Source organism: Micrococcus cohnii, from assembly GCF_014205175.1.
GTDB classification, from domain to species: domain Bacteria; phylum Actinomycetota; class Actinomycetes; order Actinomycetales; family Micrococcaceae; genus Micrococcus; species Micrococcus cohnii.
The window spans coordinates 1,976,300-1,996,446 of sequence record NZ_JACHNA010000001.1 but is presented as its reverse complement, the minus strand read 5'-3'; the positions used below and the strand labels follow the sequence as shown (position 1 = coordinate 1,996,446).

Here is a 20,147-nt window from a genome sequence, read left to right as displayed (position 1 = left end):
GTGAGTGCGGTCACGCTAGCAGTCCGGCGTGGGCTGGCGCACATCGCGTCCATGCCGCAGAGTGGGCGCATGACGATTCTTGTTGCAGCTTCGAAGTCCGCCGAGAGCGCCGCCGCCCACGCCGCGGCCGTGCGGGAGGCCGCCCTGCGCGGAGAGGATCTCGTGTTCTTCTCCCTGGACGGCACCGAGCCCGACAGCACGGCGGCCGACGCTGGTGTGACGGAAACGGTGGCGCATCCGAACGAGCGCGGCCGGGACGCGATCGGTGACCTGCTCGATTACGCGGAGGCCCACGACGTCTCCCGCCTGGTGGTGGGCCTGCGGCACCGCTCGCCCGTCGGGAAGCTGCTCATGGGTTCGGCGGCGCAGCAGATCATCCTGCAGTCCACGGTGCCGGTGCTCTGCGTGAAGCCGTGAGGCGGGGGTGACCCTGAGGTGGAGACGGCTCAGAGCCGCCAGGAGGGACCGGGAGGGGCACAGCGGAGACTCACTTCAGTGGGCCCAGCTTGCCCGGCGCGAACGGACGCGTCACATACGTCGGCAACCCCGCCGCCTTCCGGGCATCACGCTGCAGAACCTTCATCACCAGATACGCATCCCGGATCGGCGGATCCGAGTCGTACTGCGTCATCACCATTCCGTTGATCGGCGCCAGACCGCCCAGACCGAACGGATACCCCGAGTCCCACCGATTGCCCGCACCGACCTTCGCCGCATGCGTCGCCGCGGAGATCACGATCATCAGCTGCTGCTTGTGCTTCGGCACATCCCGCACGTCGGAATCCCGCCAGTTGTCCGGCAGGAGACGAAGGTCCAGCACATCCACCCAGTCCAGCGACCAGTCCCGCGTCCACACCCGCTCCGCGTCAAAATGCAGATGCCGCGGGCGCAGAATCGCCTGCCCCGCATGCACCGCCACCAGAATCGCTACCGGCCACACCAACAGCGCGCCCACCCGGAACACCACCAGCATCGCCGAACCGTCCCCACCCGGCGCGAACGCGATCACCGGGAACAGCACACACCCGAACAGCCCGAACACCAACGACATGAACCACCGACGCCGCCGCATCCGCACCGTGAACGGCAGCTCCGGCATGCTCTCCGGCAACGGCGGCTCATACACATACCGGCCGTCCTCGGCCTGATAATCCGTCAGCGGCTCACGGTGTCCGTCCACCGTCGGCTCGTCTCGCCTCGCGTCGTCCCCCGTCTGAGTCATCGCCTCAGACTAAGGCCCCTCTTCCAGAGGCGCCACGCGACCAGCCCACGCACCGAACCATCCTGGTCCCGTCGCTTTCCCCGCCGAAGCGACGGAACCAGGATGGCTCGACGAACGCCGAGGGCCTCGCCCGGCTCATGCCGGACCGACCGGCCCATGCCAGCGGCTCGGCTCCCCATGCGCCTTCGCCCGCAGATGCTCGAACAACGGCATCAACGACTCGATCGGCGGCTCCATCCCGAACTGCGTCTGGATCGTCCCGTCCTTCGGCAGCAGACCGCCCAGCTCGAACGGCTCCCCCGAGTCCCACCGATTGCCCCGCCGCAGCTCAGGAGTCCACGCCTTCTTGTGCACCATGAACCCCACCTGCGTCTTCTTGTCCGGAGCACCGCCACCGGTCGGATTCAGCCACACCGAATCCACCTCGTCCCACCGCACGGACCACGAATGGGTGCGCACACCCTCCTCGTCCACCGTCAGATGCCGCGGACGACGCCACGCCATCCACGTGTACACCACATACAACGACAACGGCACGAACCCCAGCATCGTCAAATACCGGTACAGCATCAGCATCGCCGTGGGCTCCTCGAACAACCCCGGCGGCAGCTTGAGCATGATCATCACCGACAACACCCACAGCACCACCGCCACCACGAACGCCGGCAACCACACCTCCGACCGCGCCCGCACATGCAACGGCAGCTCGACCGCCTCCGGATCCACGTACTCCATCTCAGACATCAACTCCACCTCCGCCAGGCCACTCCTCGCGCTGCGCTCGACGACTCGCTTCTCCGCCAGCACCCACCGGCCCTCCCGCAGGATCCTCGTCCTCAGCCGGCGTGTTCGGGGCCACCGCACGACGACCATCCGGAACGACGGGGCCATACCCGTCGAACCCGCCGACATGACCAGCCCGCTCCCACGCACGATGATGCAAGGTCTCGAACAGTTTCCACAGGGACCCGACAAACGGCATCAGATTCCGCTGAGTCCTCACACACGGCCAGTGCCGCGTCAACCCGCCACCACCGAACGGCATCCCTGAGTCCCACCGGTTCGCTTCCCGCAAACCCGACTCCCACAGCTGCGGACTCACCCGGAACAACGCCTGCACCTTGCCCTCCGCAACCTCGCCTGTGTACGAGATCCGTTCGACCTGCAACCAGCTCACCGACCACCACCGCGTCGAGAGCCCCTCCTCCGTCACCGTCAGATGCCGAGGAAACAGACACCCGATCACATACACCGGCAGAAAGAACAGACACACCGGCAACCCGATCCACATCAACGCCTTGTACATCTGCCCCATCGGCGTCGTCTCCGCCTCCGAGAAGAACAACACCCACGCGAAGAACCACGCCCCACCAACGAAGATCGCCAACCCCAGCCACCAGCCGGTCCAGGCCACCTTCACCCGGAAGGGCAACGCCGCCACCAGCTCCTCCTCCGAAAGCCGCGCGAACCGCCGCCGCGTCATCGTCCTCACGCGGTCAGCCACCGGCTCACTCCTCCGCACGCTCAGACGAAGCCCTCAACACGGTGTCATGGCTCTTCTCGAACGCGGCATACCGGGAGGCCTTCCACGACCCGTACCCGCTGCTGGTCTCCCCCCAGCCTCGATCCGCCGACCAGGAACGGGTCGGCTCGATGCCCGACAACCCAGCCTCGGAATCACAGCTACCACTAAGGCCGAAGTACACGGGTAGGCACAGAGACAGTTGGCCCACGTCTAGATGTGCACAATTCATGAGTAGGCCCGCCACCAAGCCTCGAGCAGCCGTAGATACACCGTCCACCCGTCAACGGGTCCCACTGTCAGCCGCGCGGCCTCGTCGTCGTGCAGCACCGCCAATAGTCCCTTGCCGTCAGGCTGCAACCAGTGGGCGACCAGCTCACCATCCCTGCCTCGCACTGTCCAGACGTCCCTCGGCTGGTGCAGCACACTCACAGCGCGCTCACCACCGGCTATGACGTCCCAGGCGACATCGTCGGCGGCCAGGTTTTCCTCTGCGGATGCGTGCGCGATCACCTCACGCTGCCAACCGGCTCGCACGTCCAGGGCCGCCATCATGTGCAGCACGGCGGTACTGGATGTCGCCTGCAGAAACCGCCGCTCCACCTGCTCAGCCCCGGGAGATCCCCACGTCACGGACGTCCTGAGGGTGACCGACCCATCCACCTGGTACGCCTCGCATACTGTGGGGCGGCCCCGCGCCACGCCCTCTGCGCGCAACAACGCCTCAGATCCGGCCACCTCGGTCAGCCAGTCCTGCGGCGCCTCGGTCTCACTGAGCCACGGTTCCCGTTCACCGGCCAGCAACGACAGCCCGATATCGAGCGACTCTGCGGCCTCCAGCCGCGGCGCGTCCACCGCGAGAATCGACTCCGGCTCACGGTCCCCGCTCTCCGGCACTATCGGCCCCGAGATCTCCTTCCCACCCGACCGCATCTCAGCGGAGGTGATGTCGGAGACGACGCGGTCGCAGACCGCCCAGAACTCTGCACCGAACCACGGCTCGTCAAACGTCAGGGTCATCTCCAGCACCGCGTCACCGAGACCCACGTACCACCGCACGCTGTGAACTGCCTGGCCGTCGATGTCGACCACGACGTGGTGACGCCGGACCGGCAGCCCTGCACCGGTGACGGCGTAGTCGTATGCCAACACGAGAGTGCACGGGCGCAGGGCATGCTCGGCGAACAGCTCACGCGGCGCCGCAGCCATGACACCGCCTCCGGACTCCTCCGTGAAGAAGCGCAGCACCACGTTGGGACGCAGCTGGGACTCAGGCCTCTCTCCCACAGTGGACAGGTCACCGGCCAGGTCGAAGACGAGGACGCCGGTATGCAACCCGTCCGTGACCGCCTCCCACCCCTCGGGCACCGGCACCACAAACGGCCCCACCAACACGGCGCTCACGCGGGCTCCTCGCCCTCAGCCGGCGTGTTCGGGGCCACCGCACGACGACCATCCGGAACCACCGGGTAACCGTCTCCATACCCACCCTCATGGCCAGCCCTCTGCCACGCACGATGATGCAGCACCTGGAAGAGATCGCCTAGATCGACAACAAAGGGCAGCAGATTCCGCTGAGTCCTGACCCAGGGCCGGGCCCGCGTCAACCCGCCACCACCGAACGGCATCCCTGAGTCCCACCGGTTCGCTTCCCGCAGCCCCGACTCCCACAACTGCGGACTCACCCGGAACAACACCTGCACCTTGCCCGGGGCAGCCTCGCCTGTGTACCCGATCTGCTCGACCTGCAACCAGCTCACCGACCACCACCGCGTCGAGAGCCCCTCCTCCGTCACCGTCAGATGCCGAGGAAACAGACACCCGATCACATACACCGGCAGAAAGAACAGACACACCGGCAACCCGATCCACATCAACGCCTTGTACATCTGCCCCATCGGCGTCGTCTCCGCCTCCGAGAAGAACAACACCCACGCGAAGAACCACGCCCCACCAACGAAGATCGCCAACCCCAGCCACCAGCCGGTCCAGGCCACCTTCACCCGGAACGGCACCGCCGCCACCAGCTCCTCCTCCGAAAGCCGCGCGAACCGCCGCCGCGTCATCGTCTTCACACGTCCCACACTCAACCTCCGAACCATCCGGCCACCGTATCCACGGCACCCTTCGCACCGTCTATGGAACGACATCACTCGTCCCTGCTCCCGGACGAAGATTCCGATACATCCTCGGGGCCCTCCGCGGCCGACAACGTCACCTCCGGCAGCCCCCGCCCCGGAAGTGCACGAACCGGCAGTCGCCTCGACCGCTTCCTCGATGGAACCCGGCCCCGGACGTCGACCCACTCAAACCCCGGGCCGTCGCGGCCACACCCACGCCTGCCACCCACCTCGCAGACACGACAAGGCCCCGGCCTCCTCATCCGAGGAGACCGGGGCCTTGCTTCACATACCGTGCGCGAGGGGGGACTTGAACCCCCACGTCCGTGAGGACACTGGCACCTGAAGCCAGCGCGTCTACCAATTCCGCCACTCGCGCGAGTGGCTTCTCACCGGGCCGATGGAAACACCGAACCTCCGTGAGCAGCGAAGAAAAGCATACCCCACGTCCCCGCTCATGCACAAACTACACCTCCGCCGGGCCGTCCACGACGCCCGCGGTCAGCCCGCTCTCCCGGATCTTACAGGGGCCATGCGCACGAGCGGGCCGTAGTATCGGGGGAGACATCTGCGGAAGGGGACCCACCGGTGGGACTTCTGGACAACCTCGAACGCGGCCTCGAAAAGGCGGTTCGCTCGGCGTTCTCCGTGGGCGGCTCGCAGGCGGTGAAGCCCGTCGAGATCGCCACGGCCCTGCGTCAGGCCATGGACGACGAGTCCGTGAGCGTGACCGAGGGCCGCATGCTCGCGCGCAATTCCTTCACCGTGCACGTGAGCCCCGACGACTTCGCGCGCGCCCGCGCGTGGGGCTCCGCCCTCGCACAGCAGCTGTGCGACGAGGTCATCCGATACGCGGACTCGCAGGACTACACGCTGGCCGGCACGGTGCGCGTGGCCTTCCATGAGGACGACGAGGTCCACCCGGGACGCGTCGAGGTGGAACCGGAGTTCGACGACGGCAGCGCCCCCTCGCGCACCCAGCCACACCAGCCTCTCGCCCCCGAGGCGCACACGGACCCCGACATCCCCGCCCCCGCCCCGGCTGCGGGCTCCCATGCCGTCCGCCGCGAGGAGCCGGTCCCCGGCCTGCTCATCGAGGGCGTCATGCATGCCCTGCACGACGCGGACACGGTCGTCGGCCGTTCCCACGAGCGCGCCGACCTGGTCCTCGCCGACTCCTCCGTCTCCCGCGAGCACGTGCGCCTCGAACGCGATGCGGATCTGGTGCGCCTCGTGGACCTCGGCTCCCGCAACGGCGTGCGCGTCAATGGCCAGCGGGTGAACGGCACCTTCGCCCTGCAGGACGGCGACGAGATCACACTGGGGCAGAGCACGATGCTCTACCGCGCCGACCACGCCCGGACCGGGAGCCGCGCATGAACGAACTCGCGATTGCCGCCCTACGCTTCGGCCTGCTGCTGGCCCTGTGGATCCTGATCGTCTCGATCGTCGCATCGCAGGGCCGCGACCTGATCGTCGGCAAGAAGAACAAGCTGCGCATGCGCCAGGCACAGCAGGAGGCCGTCGGTGCCACCTCAGGCCGCTCCGGATCCTCCGCAGCCGCCGGCGCCGCCGCGGGCGGCTCCCGCGCGCCCGCACCCGAGCAGCCGACTCCGCCGGACGCGACGGACGCGGCACACCAGACGATCACGCCCGTCTCGGACCCGACGCCCGCGCCGAAGCTCGCCCGCACCCTGCGCATCACCGACGGCCCCAAGGCCGGTACGCGCATCGGCCTGGGCGGCGAGCCGCTGCTGATGGGCCGCGCCCAGGACGCGGACCTCGTCCTTGAGGACGACTACGCCTCGGGCCGCCACGCACGCCTGTTCCCGCAGGGCACCCGCTGGTTCCTCGAGGACCTCGGCTCGACCAACGGCACGTTCGTCGACGGCACCCAGGTGACCCGCGCGCTGCCCGTCGGCCCGGACAACACGATCCGGATCGGCAAGACCGTCATGGAGATCGAGGACTGACCATGCCCTACGTCCTCCGCTACGCCGCCCGCTCCGACGTCGGACGTGTCCGCGCGAAGAACGACGACTCCGCCTACGTGGGCCGCCACCTCGCGGTGCTCGCCGACGGCATGGGCGGGCACGTCGGCGGCGATGTCGCGAGCGCCTCCACCGTGCTGGACCTCGCCCCGCTCGACGCGACCGGCTACGAGGACCCGGCCACCGTCCTGCCCGACGAGATCCAGAACGCGAACCTGATCCTCAACGAGCTGGTGCACGCCAACCCGAAGCTCGCGGGCATGGGCACCACGTGCACCGCCGCGCTGCTGGCCGGCGAGACGCTGCACATGGCGCATATCGGCGACTCCCGCGCCTACCGGCTCAAGGACGGCGAGTTCGAGCAGATCACGCGTGACCACACGTTCGTGCAGCGCCTCGTCGACGAGGGCCGCCTCGCCCCCGAGGAGGCCGGACGCCACCCCAACAAGAACGTGCTCATGCGCGTGCTCGGCGACGTCGACGCCTCCCCGGAGCTCGACGTGTTCGACGTGCCCGTCAGCGTGGGTGAGCGCTGGCTGTTCTGCTCCGACGGGCTGACGGACGTCGTCCCCGTCCCGACGATCCACGCGACCCTCGCCGACGCCGAGAGCCTCGACGAGGCCCTGGACGACCTGCTGCGAATGACGCTCGACGGCGGGGCCCCGGACAACGTCACGGTCCTCGCGTTCGAGATCGTCGAGGCGTCCCCCGAGGAGCTCGAGGCGAACCCGGAGGTGCCGCTGACCGAGCAGGCTCTGGCCGCCGCGAAGTCCGAGGGCCCCGGCGCCGTGTCCGGCCGGCTGCTGCGCGAGGACCTCGACTCCCGCCCGCACGTCGTCGTCGGCGCCGCGGACAACGCGGTGCACACCGACCGCCTGCCGATCGTCACCAAGGCCACGACCAAGCGTCGCGCCGCCGTGCTGCTCGGCGAGGAACCGACCCCGCAGAACCGTCCGCTGCGGACCGCCGCGATCCTCACCTCCGGCGGGCCTGTCCCGGACGACCCGGCCGCCCGCACGCCCGGAGATCTGCCGAAGGCCGCCGCGGCGGCCGAGGCGACCCGCTCGCTGCACGACGACGCTGACGACGCCGGCACAGGCGCCGACTCGACCGACACGACCTCCCCCAGCGGCTCATCGGCCGGCGCACACGTCGCCGAGGACCACATCGACGACGGGTACGACGAGGACTACACCGAGCAGCGGCTGCGTCCCCGGCCCTACCGTCGCGGAGTCTTCATCCCGCTGTTCACGGCGCTGCTGGCGCTGCTGCTGGGCGCGGTGCTGGTCTGGGGCTACCTGTGGACGCAGACGCAGCACTACGTGGGCGTGCACGAGGGCCGCGTCGCGGTGTTCAAGGGCGTCCCGCAGCAGCTGGGCCCGATCTCCCTGTCCCACGTGGACCGGCGCACCGACATCGAACTGGACTCCCTGAACGGCTACACGCGCAGCCGCGTGGAATCCGGCGTGCCCGCCGAAAGTCTCGAGCAGGCCGACCGGATCATCGAGAACCTCGAACGCGACGGCAGGCGAGCCGAGGACGACAAGGACAAGGACGGCACGAGCACGGACGAGAAGGACCGGAAGAAGGACTCCTCGACGCGCTCCGACCGGTCCTCGTCGTCGTCCTCCTCGAGCTCGAGCGCAGAGTCGTCGCCGTCCTCCGAGTCATCGTCCGACTCGTCCTCCGGCTCGTCGTCGCCCGCGGAAGGAGGCGAGTGAGATGCCCTCGGTGATCTCTCCGCCCAGCCCGCGCCGGAACACCGAGCTGCTGCTGCTCGTGCTCGCCCTGGGCATCGCGCTTGGCGCGAACCTGCTGGGCGCCCTCGGCACGGAGCAGCCGATCACGGACGCGCACTGGATCCAGATCGCGGTCCTGGCCGGCGCGTCCCTGGTCCTGCACGTCGTGCTGCGCCTGCGGGCCGCCTACGCTGACCCGTACCTGTTGCCCATCACGGTGGGGCTCAACGGACTGGGCATCGCCCTGATCCATCGGCTCGAGCCGGTCAACACGTTCGCGGACGCGAACGCCCAGCTGGGCTGGTCCGTCATCGCCATGCTCGCCGCGGCCGCCCTGCTGTTCTTCGTGCGAGACCACCGCCTGCTGCGCCGCTGGCCTTACGTGTTCCTCGCGGCCTCCGGCGTGCTGCTGCTCCTGCCGCTGCTGCCGGGGATCGGCATGACGGTCAACGGCGCCCGCATCTGGGTGAACCTCGGTGTGGGCACGTTCCAGCCGGGCGAGATCGCCAAGATCACGCTCTCGATCTTCTTCGCCGGCTACCTCTCGGCCAACCGCGACCTCATCCTGCTCGCCGGCAAGCGGCTCGGGCCCCTCACCTTCCCGCGCGTCCAGGACCTCGGCCCGCTCGTCGTCGCCTGGGTGATCGCCCTGGGCGTGCTGATCTTCCAGCGCGACCTCGGCTCAGCCCTGTTGTTCTTCGGGCTGTTCATGGCGATGCTCTACGTCGCCACGTCCCGTTCCTCCTGGATCCTGATCGGCCTCGGGCTCATCGCGCTCGGCGCCGTCCTGGCGTTCTTGTTCATGCCGCACGTGACCGCCCGGTTCGACGTGTGGCTCGGCGCCTTCGACCCGGAGATCTACAACCGCGAGTACGGCGGCTCCCTGCAGGTCGTCGAGGGCGTGTTCGGTATGGCCTCCGGCGGTCTGATGGGCACCGGTCTGGGTGCGGGCGCCCCGTGGCGCGTCCCCTTGAACCACTCGGACATGATCATCACCACGATCGGCGAGGAGCTCGGCTTCGTCGGCCTCTCCGCCGTGCTGGTGCTCTACCTGCTGCTCGTCACCCGCATGATGCGCACGGCTCTCGGCGCACGGGATGCCTTCGGCAAGCTGCTCGCGGCCGGCCTCGCGTTCACGCTCGCATGGCAGCTGTTCGTCGTGGCCGGCGGCGTCATGCTCGTGATCCCCATGACCGGCCTGACCACCCCCTTCCTCGCGGCAGGCGGCTCGTCGCTGCTCGCGAACTGGCTGATCATGGGCCTGGTGCTGCGCGTCTCCCATGCCGCCCGGCGGCCGGTTGTGATGGACTCGATGGTCAACGCGTCGGGCCCCGGTGCCGGCGCCCTGGATCCGGCCACCGCCGTGCCCGTGCCCGCCCGGGCGTCCCGAGGAGGTGAGCAGTCGTGAACGAAGCCATCCGCCGCACCTGGATGCTCGCGGTGTCCCTGGTGCTCGTGCTGGCCGTCGCCGGCTCGGTCATCCAGGTGGTGTTCGCCGAGAACCTCAAGGACGATGACCTGAACAAGCGCCAGATCTTCCTCGAGTACGGAGCCCCGCGCGGCCCGATCCTCGTGGACGGCACGCCGATCGCCGAATCCGTCGAGTCCGACGGGCGGTTCGAGTATGAACGCACGTACGCGAACTCGCCGATGTACGCCCCGCTGACGGGCATCTACTCGCTGACCTACGGTGCCACGGGCCTCGAGGACGCCATGAACAAGCGCCTCACGGGCACCGCGAACTCGCAGTTCATGGACCGCGCGTTCGAGATCGTCACGGGCATGACCGCCCAGGGCGACCAGGTGGAGCTGACCATCGACCCGCAGATCCAGGCCGTCGCCCATGAGGCGTTGCCGGACTCGGTGCGCGGCTCGATCGTCGTCACCGATGTGCGCACGGGCGAGGTCAAGGCCATGGTGTCCAAGCCGACGTTCGACGCGAACGCGCTGTCGTCGACGGACCCGGACGTGGCGGCGGAGGCCATGCGCCGCCTCGACGAGACCCCCGGCGGCAGCGCCTACCAGAACCGGGCGACGCAGCAGCTGGTCTCCCCCGGCTCGACCTTCAAGCTGATCGACACGGTCGCGATGCTCGAATCCGGCGAGTACTCCCCCGACGAGGAGCTCGAGGTCCCCGCCACCTACACCCCGCCCGGCACCTCGACGCCCATGGGCAACTACGACGGCGGCATCTGCTCGACGAAGGACAAGGCCACGCTGACCTGGATCCTCGCGAACTCGTGCAACACCCCGTTCGCCGAGGCCGCGGTGAAGCTCGGGGAGGACGAGATCCGCGAGACCGCCGAGCGGTTCGGGTTCAACGAGGGCTTCGAGATGCCGCTGCCGGTGACCCCGTCGACGTTCCCCGAGGGGCTCGACGACCCGGCGCTCGCGCAGTCGGCGATCGGACAGCGCGACGTGCAGGCCACGGCGCTGCAGATGAACATGGTCGCCGCGGGCATCGCGAACGACGGCGTCGTCATGCAGCCCCAGCTCGTCGAGTCGATCCGCCGCGCCGATCTGTCCTCCGTCGAAGAGTTCACCCCGAAGGAGAAGGGCCGCGCCACGAGCGAGGACGTCGCCCGACAGGTGCAGGAGATGATGGTCGAGGCGGTCGAGAACGGCGGCGTCTCCGGCGCGAAATCGTCCCTCGTGCAGATCGGCGCCAAGACCGGCACGGCGCAGATCGGCGGCACGGATAACGTCCACTCGTGGATCACGGGCTTCGCCCCCGCGGAGGACCCGCAGTACGCGGTGACGATCGTCATCGAGGACACGGACTTGAGCACAGGCCACCGGCTCACGGTGGACAACATGAAGAGGATCATGGAAGCGGTGGTCGCAGAATGAGGCCGACATCGGGAATCACGCTGGGCGGGCGGTACCAGTTGACGGACCGCATCGCGATCGGCGGCATGGGCGAGGTCTGGAAGGCCAAGGACAAGGTCCTGGGCCGGATGACCGCCGTGAAGATCCTGAAGGAGGAGTACACGGGCGACCCGAACTTCCTGCGCCGCTTCCGCGCCGAGGCCCAGCACACCGCGCTGCTGAACCACCCCGGCGTCGCGAACGTGTACGACTACGGCGAGGAGAAGGGTTCGGCCTACCTCGTCATGGAGCTCGTGCCCGGCCTGCCGCTGTCCACGATCCTGGAACGGGAGAAGTCGCTCTCACCCGAGCGCACGCTCAAGATCATCTCCCAGACGGCCGCCGCCCTCTCCGCCGCCCACGCTCAGGGTCTCGTGCACCGCGACGTCAAGCCCGGCAACCTGCTCATCACCCCGACCGGCCGGGTCAAGGTGACCGACTTCGGCATCGCCCGCCTCGCCGACCAGGTGCCGCTCACCGCCACCGGCCAGGTGATGGGCACCGCCCAGTACCTGGCCCCCGAGCAGGCCACCGGGCAGACGGCGACGGGCTCCTCGGACCTCTACTCGCTCGGCGTCATCGGCTATGAGGCGCTCGTCGGGAAGCGGCCGTTCACGGGTGAGTCCCAGATCGCGATCGCGCTGGCCCAGGTGAACGACCCGCCGCCGCCGCTGCCGGAATCGATCCCGGAGCCGGTGCGGGCGCTGATCATGTGCCTGCTCTCGAAGGACGCGAAGGACCGCCCCTCGGACGCGACCGCACTCTCGGACGCCGCGGACGCGCTGCGGCGTCAGGACGTGGCGGGCGCCGTCGCGCTCGTGCCCGGCCTGCGCCCGTTCCTGAGTCAGGACTTCCCGGACGAGGCGCTGACGCAGCCGGTCGAGACGACGACCGCCCCGCTGGACTTCACCGGCATGACCGACACCCACGGCCCCAGCAGCGACGGGCGGGACCGGGAGGGTCGGCGGAACCAGCAGGGCCGGCAGGCCCGTCGGGACAAGCCGGACCGGAAGGCCCGTCGGGGCGGTCAGGACGACCGCGCCGGACGGTCGCGTGGCTCGTCGCGCCGCGAGGACCCGATGCCGGCGACCTCCGAGCTGCCGGCCGTCGGCGACGACGCACAGGCGCGGGACCGCCGCTCAGCGGGCGCCGCCGCGGCTGCAGGACTGGCCGGGGCCGGGGCTGCGGGTGCGGCCGGTGCCGCCGCCCGGGGCGGGCACCACGCCGGCGCACGCGGCGAGGCCGGTCGGACGCCTCAGCGGCACGGCGAACAGACTCCGCAGGGCGGGCCCGGCACCGACGCCTCCCGGCCCGCGCGGCGGCGGGGCATGCGCTGGCCGCTGATCGCGTTGCTGGCGCTGATCCTGTTCGCCCTGCTCGGCGCCCTGCTGTGGCCCACGCTCACGGGCGACTCCTCCGAACCCGGCGCGGCCGCGGCAAGCGAGTCCGGCACCACCCTCGATGGCGGCGACTACATCGGTCGACCGGTCGAGGAGGTGAGGTCCGAACTCGAGGACCGCAGGTTTCGCGTCAGCACCGAAGACGTCGACGACCCTGCTGACGAAGGCCTGGTGACGGCCCTCGACCCGACCCGTGGGCTGAATGCGGGCGACACCGTGCGCCTGTCCGTCTCCACCGGCCACGGCATGATCCCCACCGGGCTGGTGGGCCAGCCCGCGGACTCCGTGATCCGGCAGCTGCGCGACGCCGGCTTCCAGGTGCAGCGTCTCGGCGAGTCCTCGGCGGCGGTGCCCGCCGGATCCGTCGTGCGCGTGAACCCGGCACCGGGCGAGCGCCACCCGTTCAACCTGGCGGTCAACGTCATCGTCTCCACCGGAGCCGGGGCGGGCCCCTCCCCGAGCCGGTCGACCCCGGCCGAGCTGACGCCGACCGAAGCCCCTGATCCGAACGCCGGACAGGAGGAGGGCACCGAGCCCGAGGACGCCCCGACCGACGATGCCGACGCGTCGACCGTGGCGCCGTCGGACGAGTCCGCCGACGAAGAGCGCTCGACCGAGCAGCCCGCGCCGGAGCAGTCCGCAGAGCCCTCCTCGACTCCGACCGAGCGGCCCGACGACAACGCCTCCTCGGCCGAGCCCTCCGACGCCGAGCCCACGCAGGGCGACGCGTCGAGCCCCGCCCAGGAGTCCAGCGCCGAGGAGTCCAGCGCCGAGCCCTCCGCCGAGCAGTCCTCACCGGCGAGCCGCCCGTCCGAGTCATCTCCCGCCGCCGAGCAGCCCTCGAGCGCCGACGCCTCGGCCTCGGCTGACGAGTCCTCCGCCGCGCCCTCGAACTGATCCGGTCGGATCCGTCCGACCCAGGGAGTCCCACAGTGCCTCAGAACCGCGTCCTCAACGGTCGGTACCACGTCGGTGAACGCATCGGGCGCGGCGGCATGGCCGACGTCTACCGCGGTACGGACCTGCGGCTGGACCGCACGATCGCCGTCAAGATGATGCGACGCGACCTGGCCCGCGACCCGCGGTTCCAGGCGCGCTTCCACCAGGAGGCCCGCAGCGCGGCCGCCCTGCACCACCCGAACATCGTCACGGTGTTCGACACGGGCGAGCAGCTGCTTCCCGACGGCTTCGACCACGAGGTCTCGTGCCCGTTCCTGGTCATGGAGTTCATCTCCGGCAGCACCGTGAAGGATCTGCTCGGCGAAGGGGAGGTCGAGGTGTCCACGGCCCTGGGCTGGCTCGACGGACTGCTCACGGCGCTCGGTTTCGCCCACTCCCGCGGCATCGCGCACCGGGACATCAAGCCAGCCAACATCATGGTCTCCGACGATGGCCAGGTGAAGGTGATGGACTTCGGCATCGCGCGGGCCCTGACGGACACCTCGGCCAGCACGACGCAGACGCAGGCCGTCGTCGGGACGGCGCAGTACCTCTCCCCCGAGCAGGCGACCGGGCAGGAGGTCGACGCCCGCTCGGATCTGTACTCGGCCGGCTGCGTCGCGTTCGAGATGTTCACGGGACGTGCCCCGTTCGTCGGGGATTCGCCGGTGGCCGTGGCGTATCAGCATGTGCGTGAGCAGCCACCCGTGCCGTCGACCCTGAACCCGCAGGTCTCAGAGGCCCTCGACGCCGTCGTCCTCACCGCCCTGGCCAAGGACCCGGCGGACCGCTTCGCCGACGCCGCGCAGTTCGCCCGGGCGCTGGCCGAGGCCGTGGCGGCGCCCTCGCAGGTGCCTGCCACCGCGACGCCGCCGGCATCGGACGAGACGCTCGTGCCGGAGAACATCGACGACGCCGCGAGCACCGCCGCAGCGGTGCGCGCCGCCGAGCAGCCGACCGCGCGCCTGGACGTCGTCCGCGACGAGGAGACGGACGCCCACCCCACCGCACCGTCCGTGACGGCCACCGCCACGGGGCTCGCCGCGGTGTCGGCGGACGCCCCGGCCTCCGCCGGCGACCACCGTGTCGATGAGTCCGGCGCGACATCGACGCACGACCCGGCCGCCGGGTCCGGGCCCGTGGACGAGCCCTCGTCCGCGACGGCCTCCGGCTCCCGCCGCGCCGGGCACACGCCGCGGTGGCCGGAGACACCGGCTCCCGGCCCCGCCGCCGCGCCGCACGACCCCCGTCGGCGTTCGGGACGGCGGGTGACGCTGCCGCTGGTCCTCGCCTTGGTGGCCCTGCTGCTGACGGCAGGTGCCCTCGCCGCGACCCTGATCGCGCAGGAGAACTCCACGACGTCGGTCCCGCAACTGACCGGGATGACGCGCGAGGAGGCCGAGAACTCGCTCGCGGCCGAGGGCCTGCGCGCCCGCGTGAGCGAGGTCTACGACCCGACAGTCCCGGCCGGCGAGACGATCGACTCCGCACCCGCCGAGCAGGCGGAGGTGGCCAAGGACACCGAGGTGCTCCTGCACGTCTCCAAGGGTCCGGCCTCCGTGACGATCCCGTCCTCGCTGAAGGGGATGTCCGAGTCCGAGGCGCGGTCCGAGCTGTCGAAGCTCGGGCTGTCGGTCACGAGCGTACGCACCACCGACTCGGGCGAGGTGCGCAAGGACCGCGTCGTGGACACCCTGCCCCAGGCGGACAGCGACGTCGCGGCCGGCTCCGCCGTCGAGCTGAAGCTCGCCAGCGGTCAGGCGCCGGTGCCCAACGTGGTGGGTCTGACGAAGGCGGAGGCCAAGAAGAGCCTCGAGGAAGAGCTGCCGCACGCCACCGTGCAGTTCGACCGCCAGAAGTCCAAGGACGCTGCGGACGGCACCGTCATCTCCCAGAAACCCTCCGGCGCCTCGACCATGGACAGCGACGGCACCCTCACGGTTGTCGTCGCCGGTGAGGCGAAGAAGGACGAGAAGAAGGGCTCCGGAGCGTCGAAGGACTGAGCCTCAGCCCAGCGTGTCGAGCCAGTTGCGGAACAGGCGGTGGCCGCCCTCGGTGAGGATCGATTCGGGGTGGAACTGCACGCCCCACAAGGGCAGGTCGCGGTGGGCCAGGCCCATCACGACGCCGTCGTCGGTCTCGGCGGTGATATCGAGGGCCTGTTCGTCCACGGTGGCCCGCTCCACCGCGAGCGAGTGATAGCGCGTCGCGGTGAACGGATCGGGCAGGCCCGCGAAGAGGGGGTGACCGTTGTGGCGCACGCGCGAGGTCTTGCCGTGCATCAGCTCCCGCGCATGCCCGACGCGCGCTCCATAGGCCTCCGCGATGCCCTGGTGGCCGAGGCACACGCCCAGCAGAGGCCGGCGGACGTCCGCGGCGTGGCGGATCAGCGCCGGTGAGACACCCGCGTCGGCCGGAGCGCCGGGGCCGGGCGAGATCAGGATCCCGTCGTGACGGTCGGCGAGCTCGCACGCGGCCTGCGGGGCGATCTGGTTGTTGCGGACGACGCGGGTGCGGGCTCCCAGCTGCTGCAGGTAGTCGGCGATCGTGTGGACGAAGCTGTCCTGGTTGTCGATCACGAGCACGCTCGGGCCGCGGGACTCGGCGGTGGCGCGGTCTGGCATGAGCTGCTCCTCGGGGCTGGGTGTCGGGGCTGTCGACGCCGGCGGGGCGACGTGGCGGCGGTCCGGCACACGGGCGGACCGTAGACTGCACGGCGGGTCGTTCAGCGCAGGATACCGCCTGCCCGGCCCCCGATTCCGTTGTCCGCACGCAGGGAGGACGCCCGTGGCGAAGACCGATTTCGACGACAGCCTGGACCGCTTCAACCAGGAAGCCGACGACGAGACCGAGGAGCGCGACGTCGACGTGCGCGAACTGGGCCGGCCCCTGCCGGGCTGGTACAAGGCCGTGATGTTCGGCCTGTTGATCGTCGGGCTGCTGTGGATCTGTGTGTTCTACCTGTCCATGCAGCTGTATCCGATCCCGGGGATCGGCGGCTGGAACATCCTGATCGGCTTCGGCCTGGCCATGATCGGCTTCCTGATGATGTCCCGCTGGGGCGAGTGACCTCTCAGCGCCACCCAGTGAGGCCCGAGATCACGCCGATTCTGGAGTCCATGCGGTCCGCCCGGACGGGCTGACTCACACGCGTGTAATTCTCCACAGTGTGGACAACGCTGTGGAGAACCAGGCCGTCCTCGCGTGGAATCACACGTCTGTCATTCGTATCCACATCTGTGCACAACCCTGTGGACGACTTCCCACAGCCTGGGGACGAGGCTGTGGATGGACCGTGTGTGCTGTGGACCGGTCTGTGGACGGCCCGGCTGGCCGATGACGTCCTTCAGCCCAGGATCGCCGCGGGTGTGAGCCGGTCGGCCCCGAGCCACGTGAGCAGCGCCAGAGCCGCCGCTGTCGCGAGCATTCCGGCCACGGCGACGCCCCGGGAGCGGGAACGCAGCGCCGGCGCGAGCGCCGCCCCAGTGGCCAGGCCGCCCAGGTGCCCCTGCCACGAGATATCCGGGATCGCGAAGCTCGCCACCAGGTTCAGCGCGAGCACGACCGCCAGGGAGCGCACGTCCGCCCCGCGGCGCCGCGCTGTGAACAGCAGCGCGGCGAAGAGCCCGTACACAGCGCCCGAGGCGCCCACCACGGGCACAAACGGATCGCTGAACCACAGCACGGCGACCGACCCGCCGACCGCGCACAGCAGATAAAGGGCGAGGAACCGCGGGGTGCCGAGCATTCGCACCAGTTCGCGCCCGAGCATCCACAGGGCCGCCATGTTCAGCAGCAGGTGCAGCGGGTTCGCGGGCAGGTGCAGGAACCCGCTGGTCAGCATGCGCCACGGCTCGAACAGCACGTGGGAGGTGTGCAGGCCCGCGTACCAGCCGAGGCTCGTCAGATCGACGCCGGCGAACGGCAGCAACCATTGCCCGGCATAGAGCACCACGTTCAGCCCGATCAGCACCGCGAGCACGGGCGGGGTCGTGCGCAACAGCTCCCCCGCCCCTGGCCGGCGCGTCGGTCCGGGCCCGCCGTCGCGACCCTGCGCGATGTCGGCAGCGCAGTCGACGCAGACCGCGCGCCCGTCGGCGGTGGTGCCGGCCTGACACTCGAGGCACGTGGGCCGGCGGCAGCCGACGCAGGCCACGAACGCGACGCGGCCCGGATGCCGGGGGCACTGCGGGGCGGCAGCGCCCGGGGCGTCCGGGCCGCGGGGATCGTCGTCGTACGGGGAAGAACTCACAGGGTGAAGGCTATCCCCGTCGTCAGGCTCAGGCCTCGGCGATCTCGATCGACTCGATGACGACGTCCTCGAGCGGACGGTCGCGCGGGTCCGTGGCGACGGCGTTGAGCTCGTCGACGACCTTCTGGGAGGCCTCGTCCTTCACCTCGCCGAAGATGGTGTGCTTGCCGTTGAGCCAGCCGGTCGGCACCGAGGTGATGAAGAACTGCGAGCCGTTGGTGCCCGGGCCGGCGTTGGCCATCGCGAGCAGGTACGGGCGGTCGAACTGCAGCTCGGGGTGAATCTCGTCGCCGAACTGGTAGCCGGGGCCGCCGACGCCCATGCCCAGCGGGTCGCCGCCCTGGATCATGAAGTCCTTGATGATGCGGTGGAACACGGTGCCGGAGTACAGCGGCTTGCCCTCGTTCATCTCGCCGGTCTGCGGGTGGGTCCACTCCTGCTCACCGGTGGCCAGGCCGACGAAGTTCTTCACGGTCTTCGGGGCGTGGTTGCCGTAGAGCTCGACGACGATGTCGCCGTGGTTGGTGTGGATGGTCGCGGTGTGCGTTGCGTTGGTCATGCGCGCCATTGTTCCATCCGCGCCGCGGCAGCGGGACGGGTCGGCTCCCTGCGCGGCCGACTTCGCGTTCGGCGAAGCCGCGCGCCCGGCCCCCGTGGCCGGCGGGCACGCCGCCTCGACGCCCGGCCCGCCGCCGAACCGTGCCATGCCGGTCGGGCCGCGACTAGGGTGGGGGCAGAACCCGACTGCGGGCCCGCCCCGCATTCGCACCGTCGACTCAAGGGAGATCGCATGCGCACCAAGGCCACCGACTCGTACACCGCAGAGGGAGGCGCCGTCGGCGCGTTCTTCGACCGCCAGAAGGAGAACCTCGTCCACTGGGCCGCCCCGAAGATGGAGCTCGCCCGCGCGTGGGGCGAGTACGGCGTCGCCGACGGCGCGTACCGCGGCTCCATCGCCGCGGACCAGGGCCGTCGCATGGCCGAGCAGGCGCAGGACACCTACGTCCCGGCCGTGACGGGCCGCGCCCAGGAGGCCGCCGACGCCGTGCAGGGCCAGTACAAGAAGTACGCCCCGCAGGTCGCCGCCGGCGTCAGTGCCCTCGCCCCGGCCGTGGGCGGTCGCCTGGACTCGGTCCAGAACTGGCTCGAGGACCTGCAGAAGCAGGCCGAGAAGTCGGGCAAGAAGACCAAGAAGAAGTCCCGCCGGGCCGGCCGCGCACTGGCCCGCGCCGCCAAGCAGAAGAACCGTGCCGCCAAGCGTCAGGGGAACAAGGCAGTGAAGAACATCTCCCGCACCTCCGCCAAGGCCCGCAAGAACACCACGTCCAACGGCGCCGAGGCCAAGGCCGCCGCCCTCGCCGGCCTGGCCGCCGTCCAGTCCCGCCTGCAGGATGGCTCGCAGAAGCTGTCCCCGCAGATGCAGGAGCGGCTGGGCAACGCGACCCGTTACGCGCAGCAGCGCCGCGACGTGCTGCTCCCGGTGGCGGCGCAGCGCCTCTCGGACGCTGCCGGGCGAGCGGGCAAGTCGGTGCACGAGGTGAAGGTGCCGACCTCGGTCGAGCAGACCCTGATCAACGTCACCGGTGACAAGAAGATCGTGCAGAAGCTGCGCAAGCAGGCCGCCCAGTACGCCGGCCAGACGCAGAAGACCATGGCCAAGCAGGCCAAGCAGCACTCCCGTTCGGGCGGCAAGGGCTGGATCATCGCCGGCATGGCCGTGGCCGCCGCGGGCGCCGCGTTCGCGATCTGGAAGCTGACCAAGCCGGTCGAGGACCCGTGGGCCGCTCCGGCTCCGGGCCCGGTGACCGCGAACATCCCGGTCGTGGACGGCCAGGGCGGTCCGTTCCAGAAGCAGAATGAGGCCCTCGCCGAGGCCGGCGTGCGCAACCAGGCCGCCTCCGCGCGCCCGGTCGCGCAGGACGGCGCCGTGCCGAACGGCCCGACGGCCACCGACGGCATCCGCGAGCCCCAGGACGCTCGGAACGGTCAGGAGGCCCGGAACGGCGCGGACCGCGACGGTGTGCGCGGCACCGAGCACGGCTCGCAGGCCTCGGGCCGCGGCGTGCAGGTCGACTCGCAGGACCAGCGCTGATC

The 20,147-nt window shown here is 70.2% G+C and carries 18 protein-coding genes, 1 tRNA gene and 1 pseudogene; 11 read left to right on the top strand and 9 right to left on the bottom strand.

Going from position 1 to position 20,147, the window contains the following annotated elements:
- Nucleotides 1-69: 69 nt before the first annotated feature.
- Nucleotides 70-417, top strand: coding sequence for a universal stress protein (locus HDA30_RS09090; protein WP_158496924.1), 348 nt, complete (start codon nt 70-72; stop codon nt 415-417).
- Between the two features lie 70 nt (nt 418-487).
- On the opposite strand, the gene HDA30_RS09085 is transcribed toward HDA30_RS09090, so the two are convergent.
- From HDA30_RS09085 to HDA30_RS09060, 6 genes are all read right to left on the bottom strand, one after another.
- Complete coding sequence (locus HDA30_RS09085) at nt 488-1,222, bottom strand: hypothetical protein (RefSeq protein ID WP_158496923.1); 735 nt, start codon at nt 1,220-1,222, stop codon at nt 488-490.
- A gap of 135 nt (nt 1,223-1,357) precedes the next feature.
- Nucleotides 1,358-1,966 (bottom strand): hypothetical protein, encoded by a 609-nt coding sequence (locus HDA30_RS09080; RefSeq protein WP_158496922.1) that lies wholly within the window; start codon nt 1,964-1,966, stop codon nt 1,358-1,360.
- Entirely contained in the window at nt 1,959-2,726 is a 768-nt protein-coding gene (locus HDA30_RS09075) for a hypothetical protein (protein ID WP_158496921.1), read from the bottom strand. The genes HDA30_RS09080 and HDA30_RS09075 overlap by 8 nt, the downstream gene beginning before the upstream one ends.
- 246 nt (nt 2,727-2,972) lie before the next feature.
- The gene (locus HDA30_RS09070) at nt 2,973-4,148 is read right to left on the bottom strand and encodes a hypothetical protein (protein WP_158496920.1); all 1,176 of its coding nucleotides are present in this window, start codon (nt 4,146-4,148) and stop codon (nt 2,973-2,975) included.
- Nucleotides 4,145-4,819, bottom strand: a complete 675-nt coding sequence (locus HDA30_RS09065; protein ID WP_184241905.1) for a hypothetical protein — start codon at nt 4,817-4,819, stop codon at nt 4,145-4,147. Before HDA30_RS09065 ends, HDA30_RS09070 begins: the two co-directional genes overlap by 4 nt.
- A gap of 340 nt (nt 4,820-5,159) precedes the next feature.
- Nucleotides 5,160-5,243, bottom strand: a tRNA-Leu gene (locus tag HDA30_RS09060).
- Nucleotides 5,244-5,452: 209 nt separating this feature from the next.
- Between HDA30_RS09060 and HDA30_RS09055 the strand changes: the two genes are divergently transcribed.
- The 8 genes and pseudogenes from HDA30_RS09055 (at nt 5,453) to HDA30_RS09025 (ending at nt 15,804) form a co-directional block, all read left to right on the top strand.
- On the top strand, nt 5,453-6,244 hold the full coding sequence (locus HDA30_RS09055; protein ID WP_184241903.1) for an FhaA domain-containing protein: 792 nt from the start codon (nt 5,453-5,455) through the stop codon (nt 6,242-6,244).
- Nucleotides 6,241-6,837, top strand: coding sequence for an FHA domain-containing protein FhaB/FipA (locus tag HDA30_RS09050; RefSeq protein WP_184241901.1), 597 nt, complete (start codon nt 6,241-6,243; stop codon nt 6,835-6,837). Before HDA30_RS09055 ends, HDA30_RS09050 begins: the two co-directional genes overlap by 4 nt.
- Nucleotides 6,838-6,839: 2 nt before the next feature.
- The gene (locus tag HDA30_RS09045; RefSeq protein WP_184241899.1) at nt 6,840-8,576 is read left to right on the top strand and encodes a PP2C family protein-serine/threonine phosphatase; all 1,737 of its coding nucleotides are present in this window, start codon (nt 6,840-6,842) and stop codon (nt 8,574-8,576) included.
- Between the two features lies 1 nt (nt 8,577).
- Nucleotides 8,578-10,002: an FtsW/RodA/SpoVE family cell cycle protein gene (locus tag HDA30_RS09040; RefSeq protein WP_184241897.1), complete on the top strand. Its 1,425-nt coding sequence runs from the start codon at nt 8,578-8,580 to the stop codon at nt 10,000-10,002.
- Entirely contained in the window at nt 9,999-11,444 is a 1,446-nt protein-coding gene (locus HDA30_RS09035) for a penicillin-binding transpeptidase domain-containing protein (RefSeq protein ID WP_158496914.1), read from the top strand. The genes HDA30_RS09040 and HDA30_RS09035 overlap by 4 nt, the downstream gene beginning before the upstream one ends.
- Nucleotides 11,441-13,087 (top strand): annotated as a pseudogene (locus HDA30_RS09030) (Stk1 family PASTA domain-containing Ser/Thr kinase); the annotation flags it as partial. The gene HDA30_RS09035 and the pseudogene HDA30_RS09030, both read left to right, overlap by 4 nt.
- 21 nt (nt 13,088-13,108) lie before the next feature.
- Nucleotides 13,109-13,759, top strand: a complete 651-nt coding sequence (locus HDA30_RS10835) for a PASTA domain-containing protein (protein ID WP_425488402.1) — start codon at nt 13,109-13,111, stop codon at nt 13,757-13,759.
- Nucleotides 13,760-13,794: 35 nt separating this feature from the next.
- Nucleotides 13,795-15,804, top strand: coding sequence for a protein kinase domain-containing protein (locus tag HDA30_RS09025; protein WP_184241895.1), 2,010 nt, complete (start codon nt 13,795-13,797; stop codon nt 15,802-15,804).
- A 3-nt stretch (nt 15,805-15,807) separates the two neighbouring features.
- Here HDA30_RS09025 and HDA30_RS09020 read toward each other — a convergent pair whose 3' ends face one another.
- Entirely contained in the window at nt 15,808-16,425 is a 618-nt protein-coding gene (locus HDA30_RS09020) for an anthranilate synthase component II (RefSeq protein WP_184241893.1), read from the bottom strand.
- A 244-nt stretch (nt 16,426-16,669) separates the two neighbouring features.
- On the opposite strand from HDA30_RS09020, the gene HDA30_RS10575 reads away from it, so the two are divergent.
- Nucleotides 16,670-16,870 carry a cell division protein CrgA gene (locus tag HDA30_RS10575; RefSeq protein ID WP_262337834.1) on the top strand — a complete coding sequence of 67 codons (201 nt, stop codon included), beginning with the start codon at nt 16,670-16,672 and terminating at the stop codon, nt 16,868-16,870.
- 277 nt (nt 16,871-17,147) lie between these two features.
- Here HDA30_RS10575 and HDA30_RS10785 read toward each other — a convergent pair whose 3' ends face one another.
- Complete coding sequence (locus tag HDA30_RS10785) at nt 17,148-18,053, bottom strand: rhomboid family intramembrane serine protease (protein ID WP_184241891.1); 906 nt, start codon at nt 18,051-18,053, stop codon at nt 17,148-17,150.
- 28 nt (nt 18,054-18,081) lie between these two features.
- Nucleotides 18,082-18,612, bottom strand: coding sequence for a peptidylprolyl isomerase (locus tag HDA30_RS09005; RefSeq protein ID WP_158496908.1), 531 nt, complete (start codon nt 18,610-18,612; stop codon nt 18,082-18,084).
- A 231-nt stretch (nt 18,613-18,843) separates the two neighbouring features.
- Here HDA30_RS09005 and HDA30_RS09000 point away from each other — a divergent pair, with 231 nt between their 5' ends.
- Nucleotides 18,844-20,145 carry a hypothetical protein gene (locus tag HDA30_RS09000; protein ID WP_158496907.1) on the top strand — a complete coding sequence of 434 codons (1,302 nt, stop codon included), beginning with the start codon at nt 18,844-18,846 and terminating at the stop codon, nt 20,143-20,145.
- Nucleotides 20,146-20,147: the final 2 nt, after the last annotated feature.

Bases quoted from the DNA above. Each gene is read 5' to 3' on its own strand.
- HDA30_RS09090 (WP_158496924.1), top strand. From the start codon at position 70: ATGACGATTCTTGTTGCAGCTTCGAAGTCCGCCGAGAGCGCCGCCGCC.
- HDA30_RS09040 (WP_184241897.1), top strand. From the start codon at position 8,578: ATGCCCTCGGTGATCTCTCCGCCCAGCCCGCGCCGGAACACCGAGCTG.
- HDA30_RS10835 (WP_425488402.1), top strand. From the start codon at position 13,109: ATGATCCCCACCGGGCTGGTGGGCCAGCCCGCGGACTCCGTGATCCGG.
- HDA30_RS09000 (WP_158496907.1), top strand. From the start codon at position 18,844: ATGCGCACCAAGGCCACCGACTCGTACACCGCAGAGGGAGGCGCCGTC.
- HDA30_RS09020 (WP_184241893.1), bottom strand. From the start codon at position 16,425: ATGCCAGACCGCGCCACCGCCGAGTCCCGCGGCCCGAGCGTGCTCGTG.
- HDA30_RS09045 (WP_184241899.1), top strand. From the start codon at position 6,840: ATGCCCTACGTCCTCCGCTACGCCGCCCGCTCCGACGTCGGACGTGTC.
- HDA30_RS09005 (WP_158496908.1), bottom strand. From the start codon at position 18,612: ATGACCAACGCAACGCACACCGCGACCATCCACACCAACCACGGCGAC.
- HDA30_RS09050 (WP_184241901.1), top strand. From the start codon at position 6,241: ATGAACGAACTCGCGATTGCCGCCCTACGCTTCGGCCTGCTGCTGGCC.
- HDA30_RS09080 (WP_158496922.1), bottom strand. From the start codon at position 1,966: ATGTCTGAGATGGAGTACGTGGATCCGGAGGCGGTCGAGCTGCCGTTG.
- HDA30_RS09085 (WP_158496923.1), bottom strand. From the start codon at position 1,222: ATGACTCAGACGGGGGACGACGCGAGGCGAGACGAGCCGACGGTGGAC.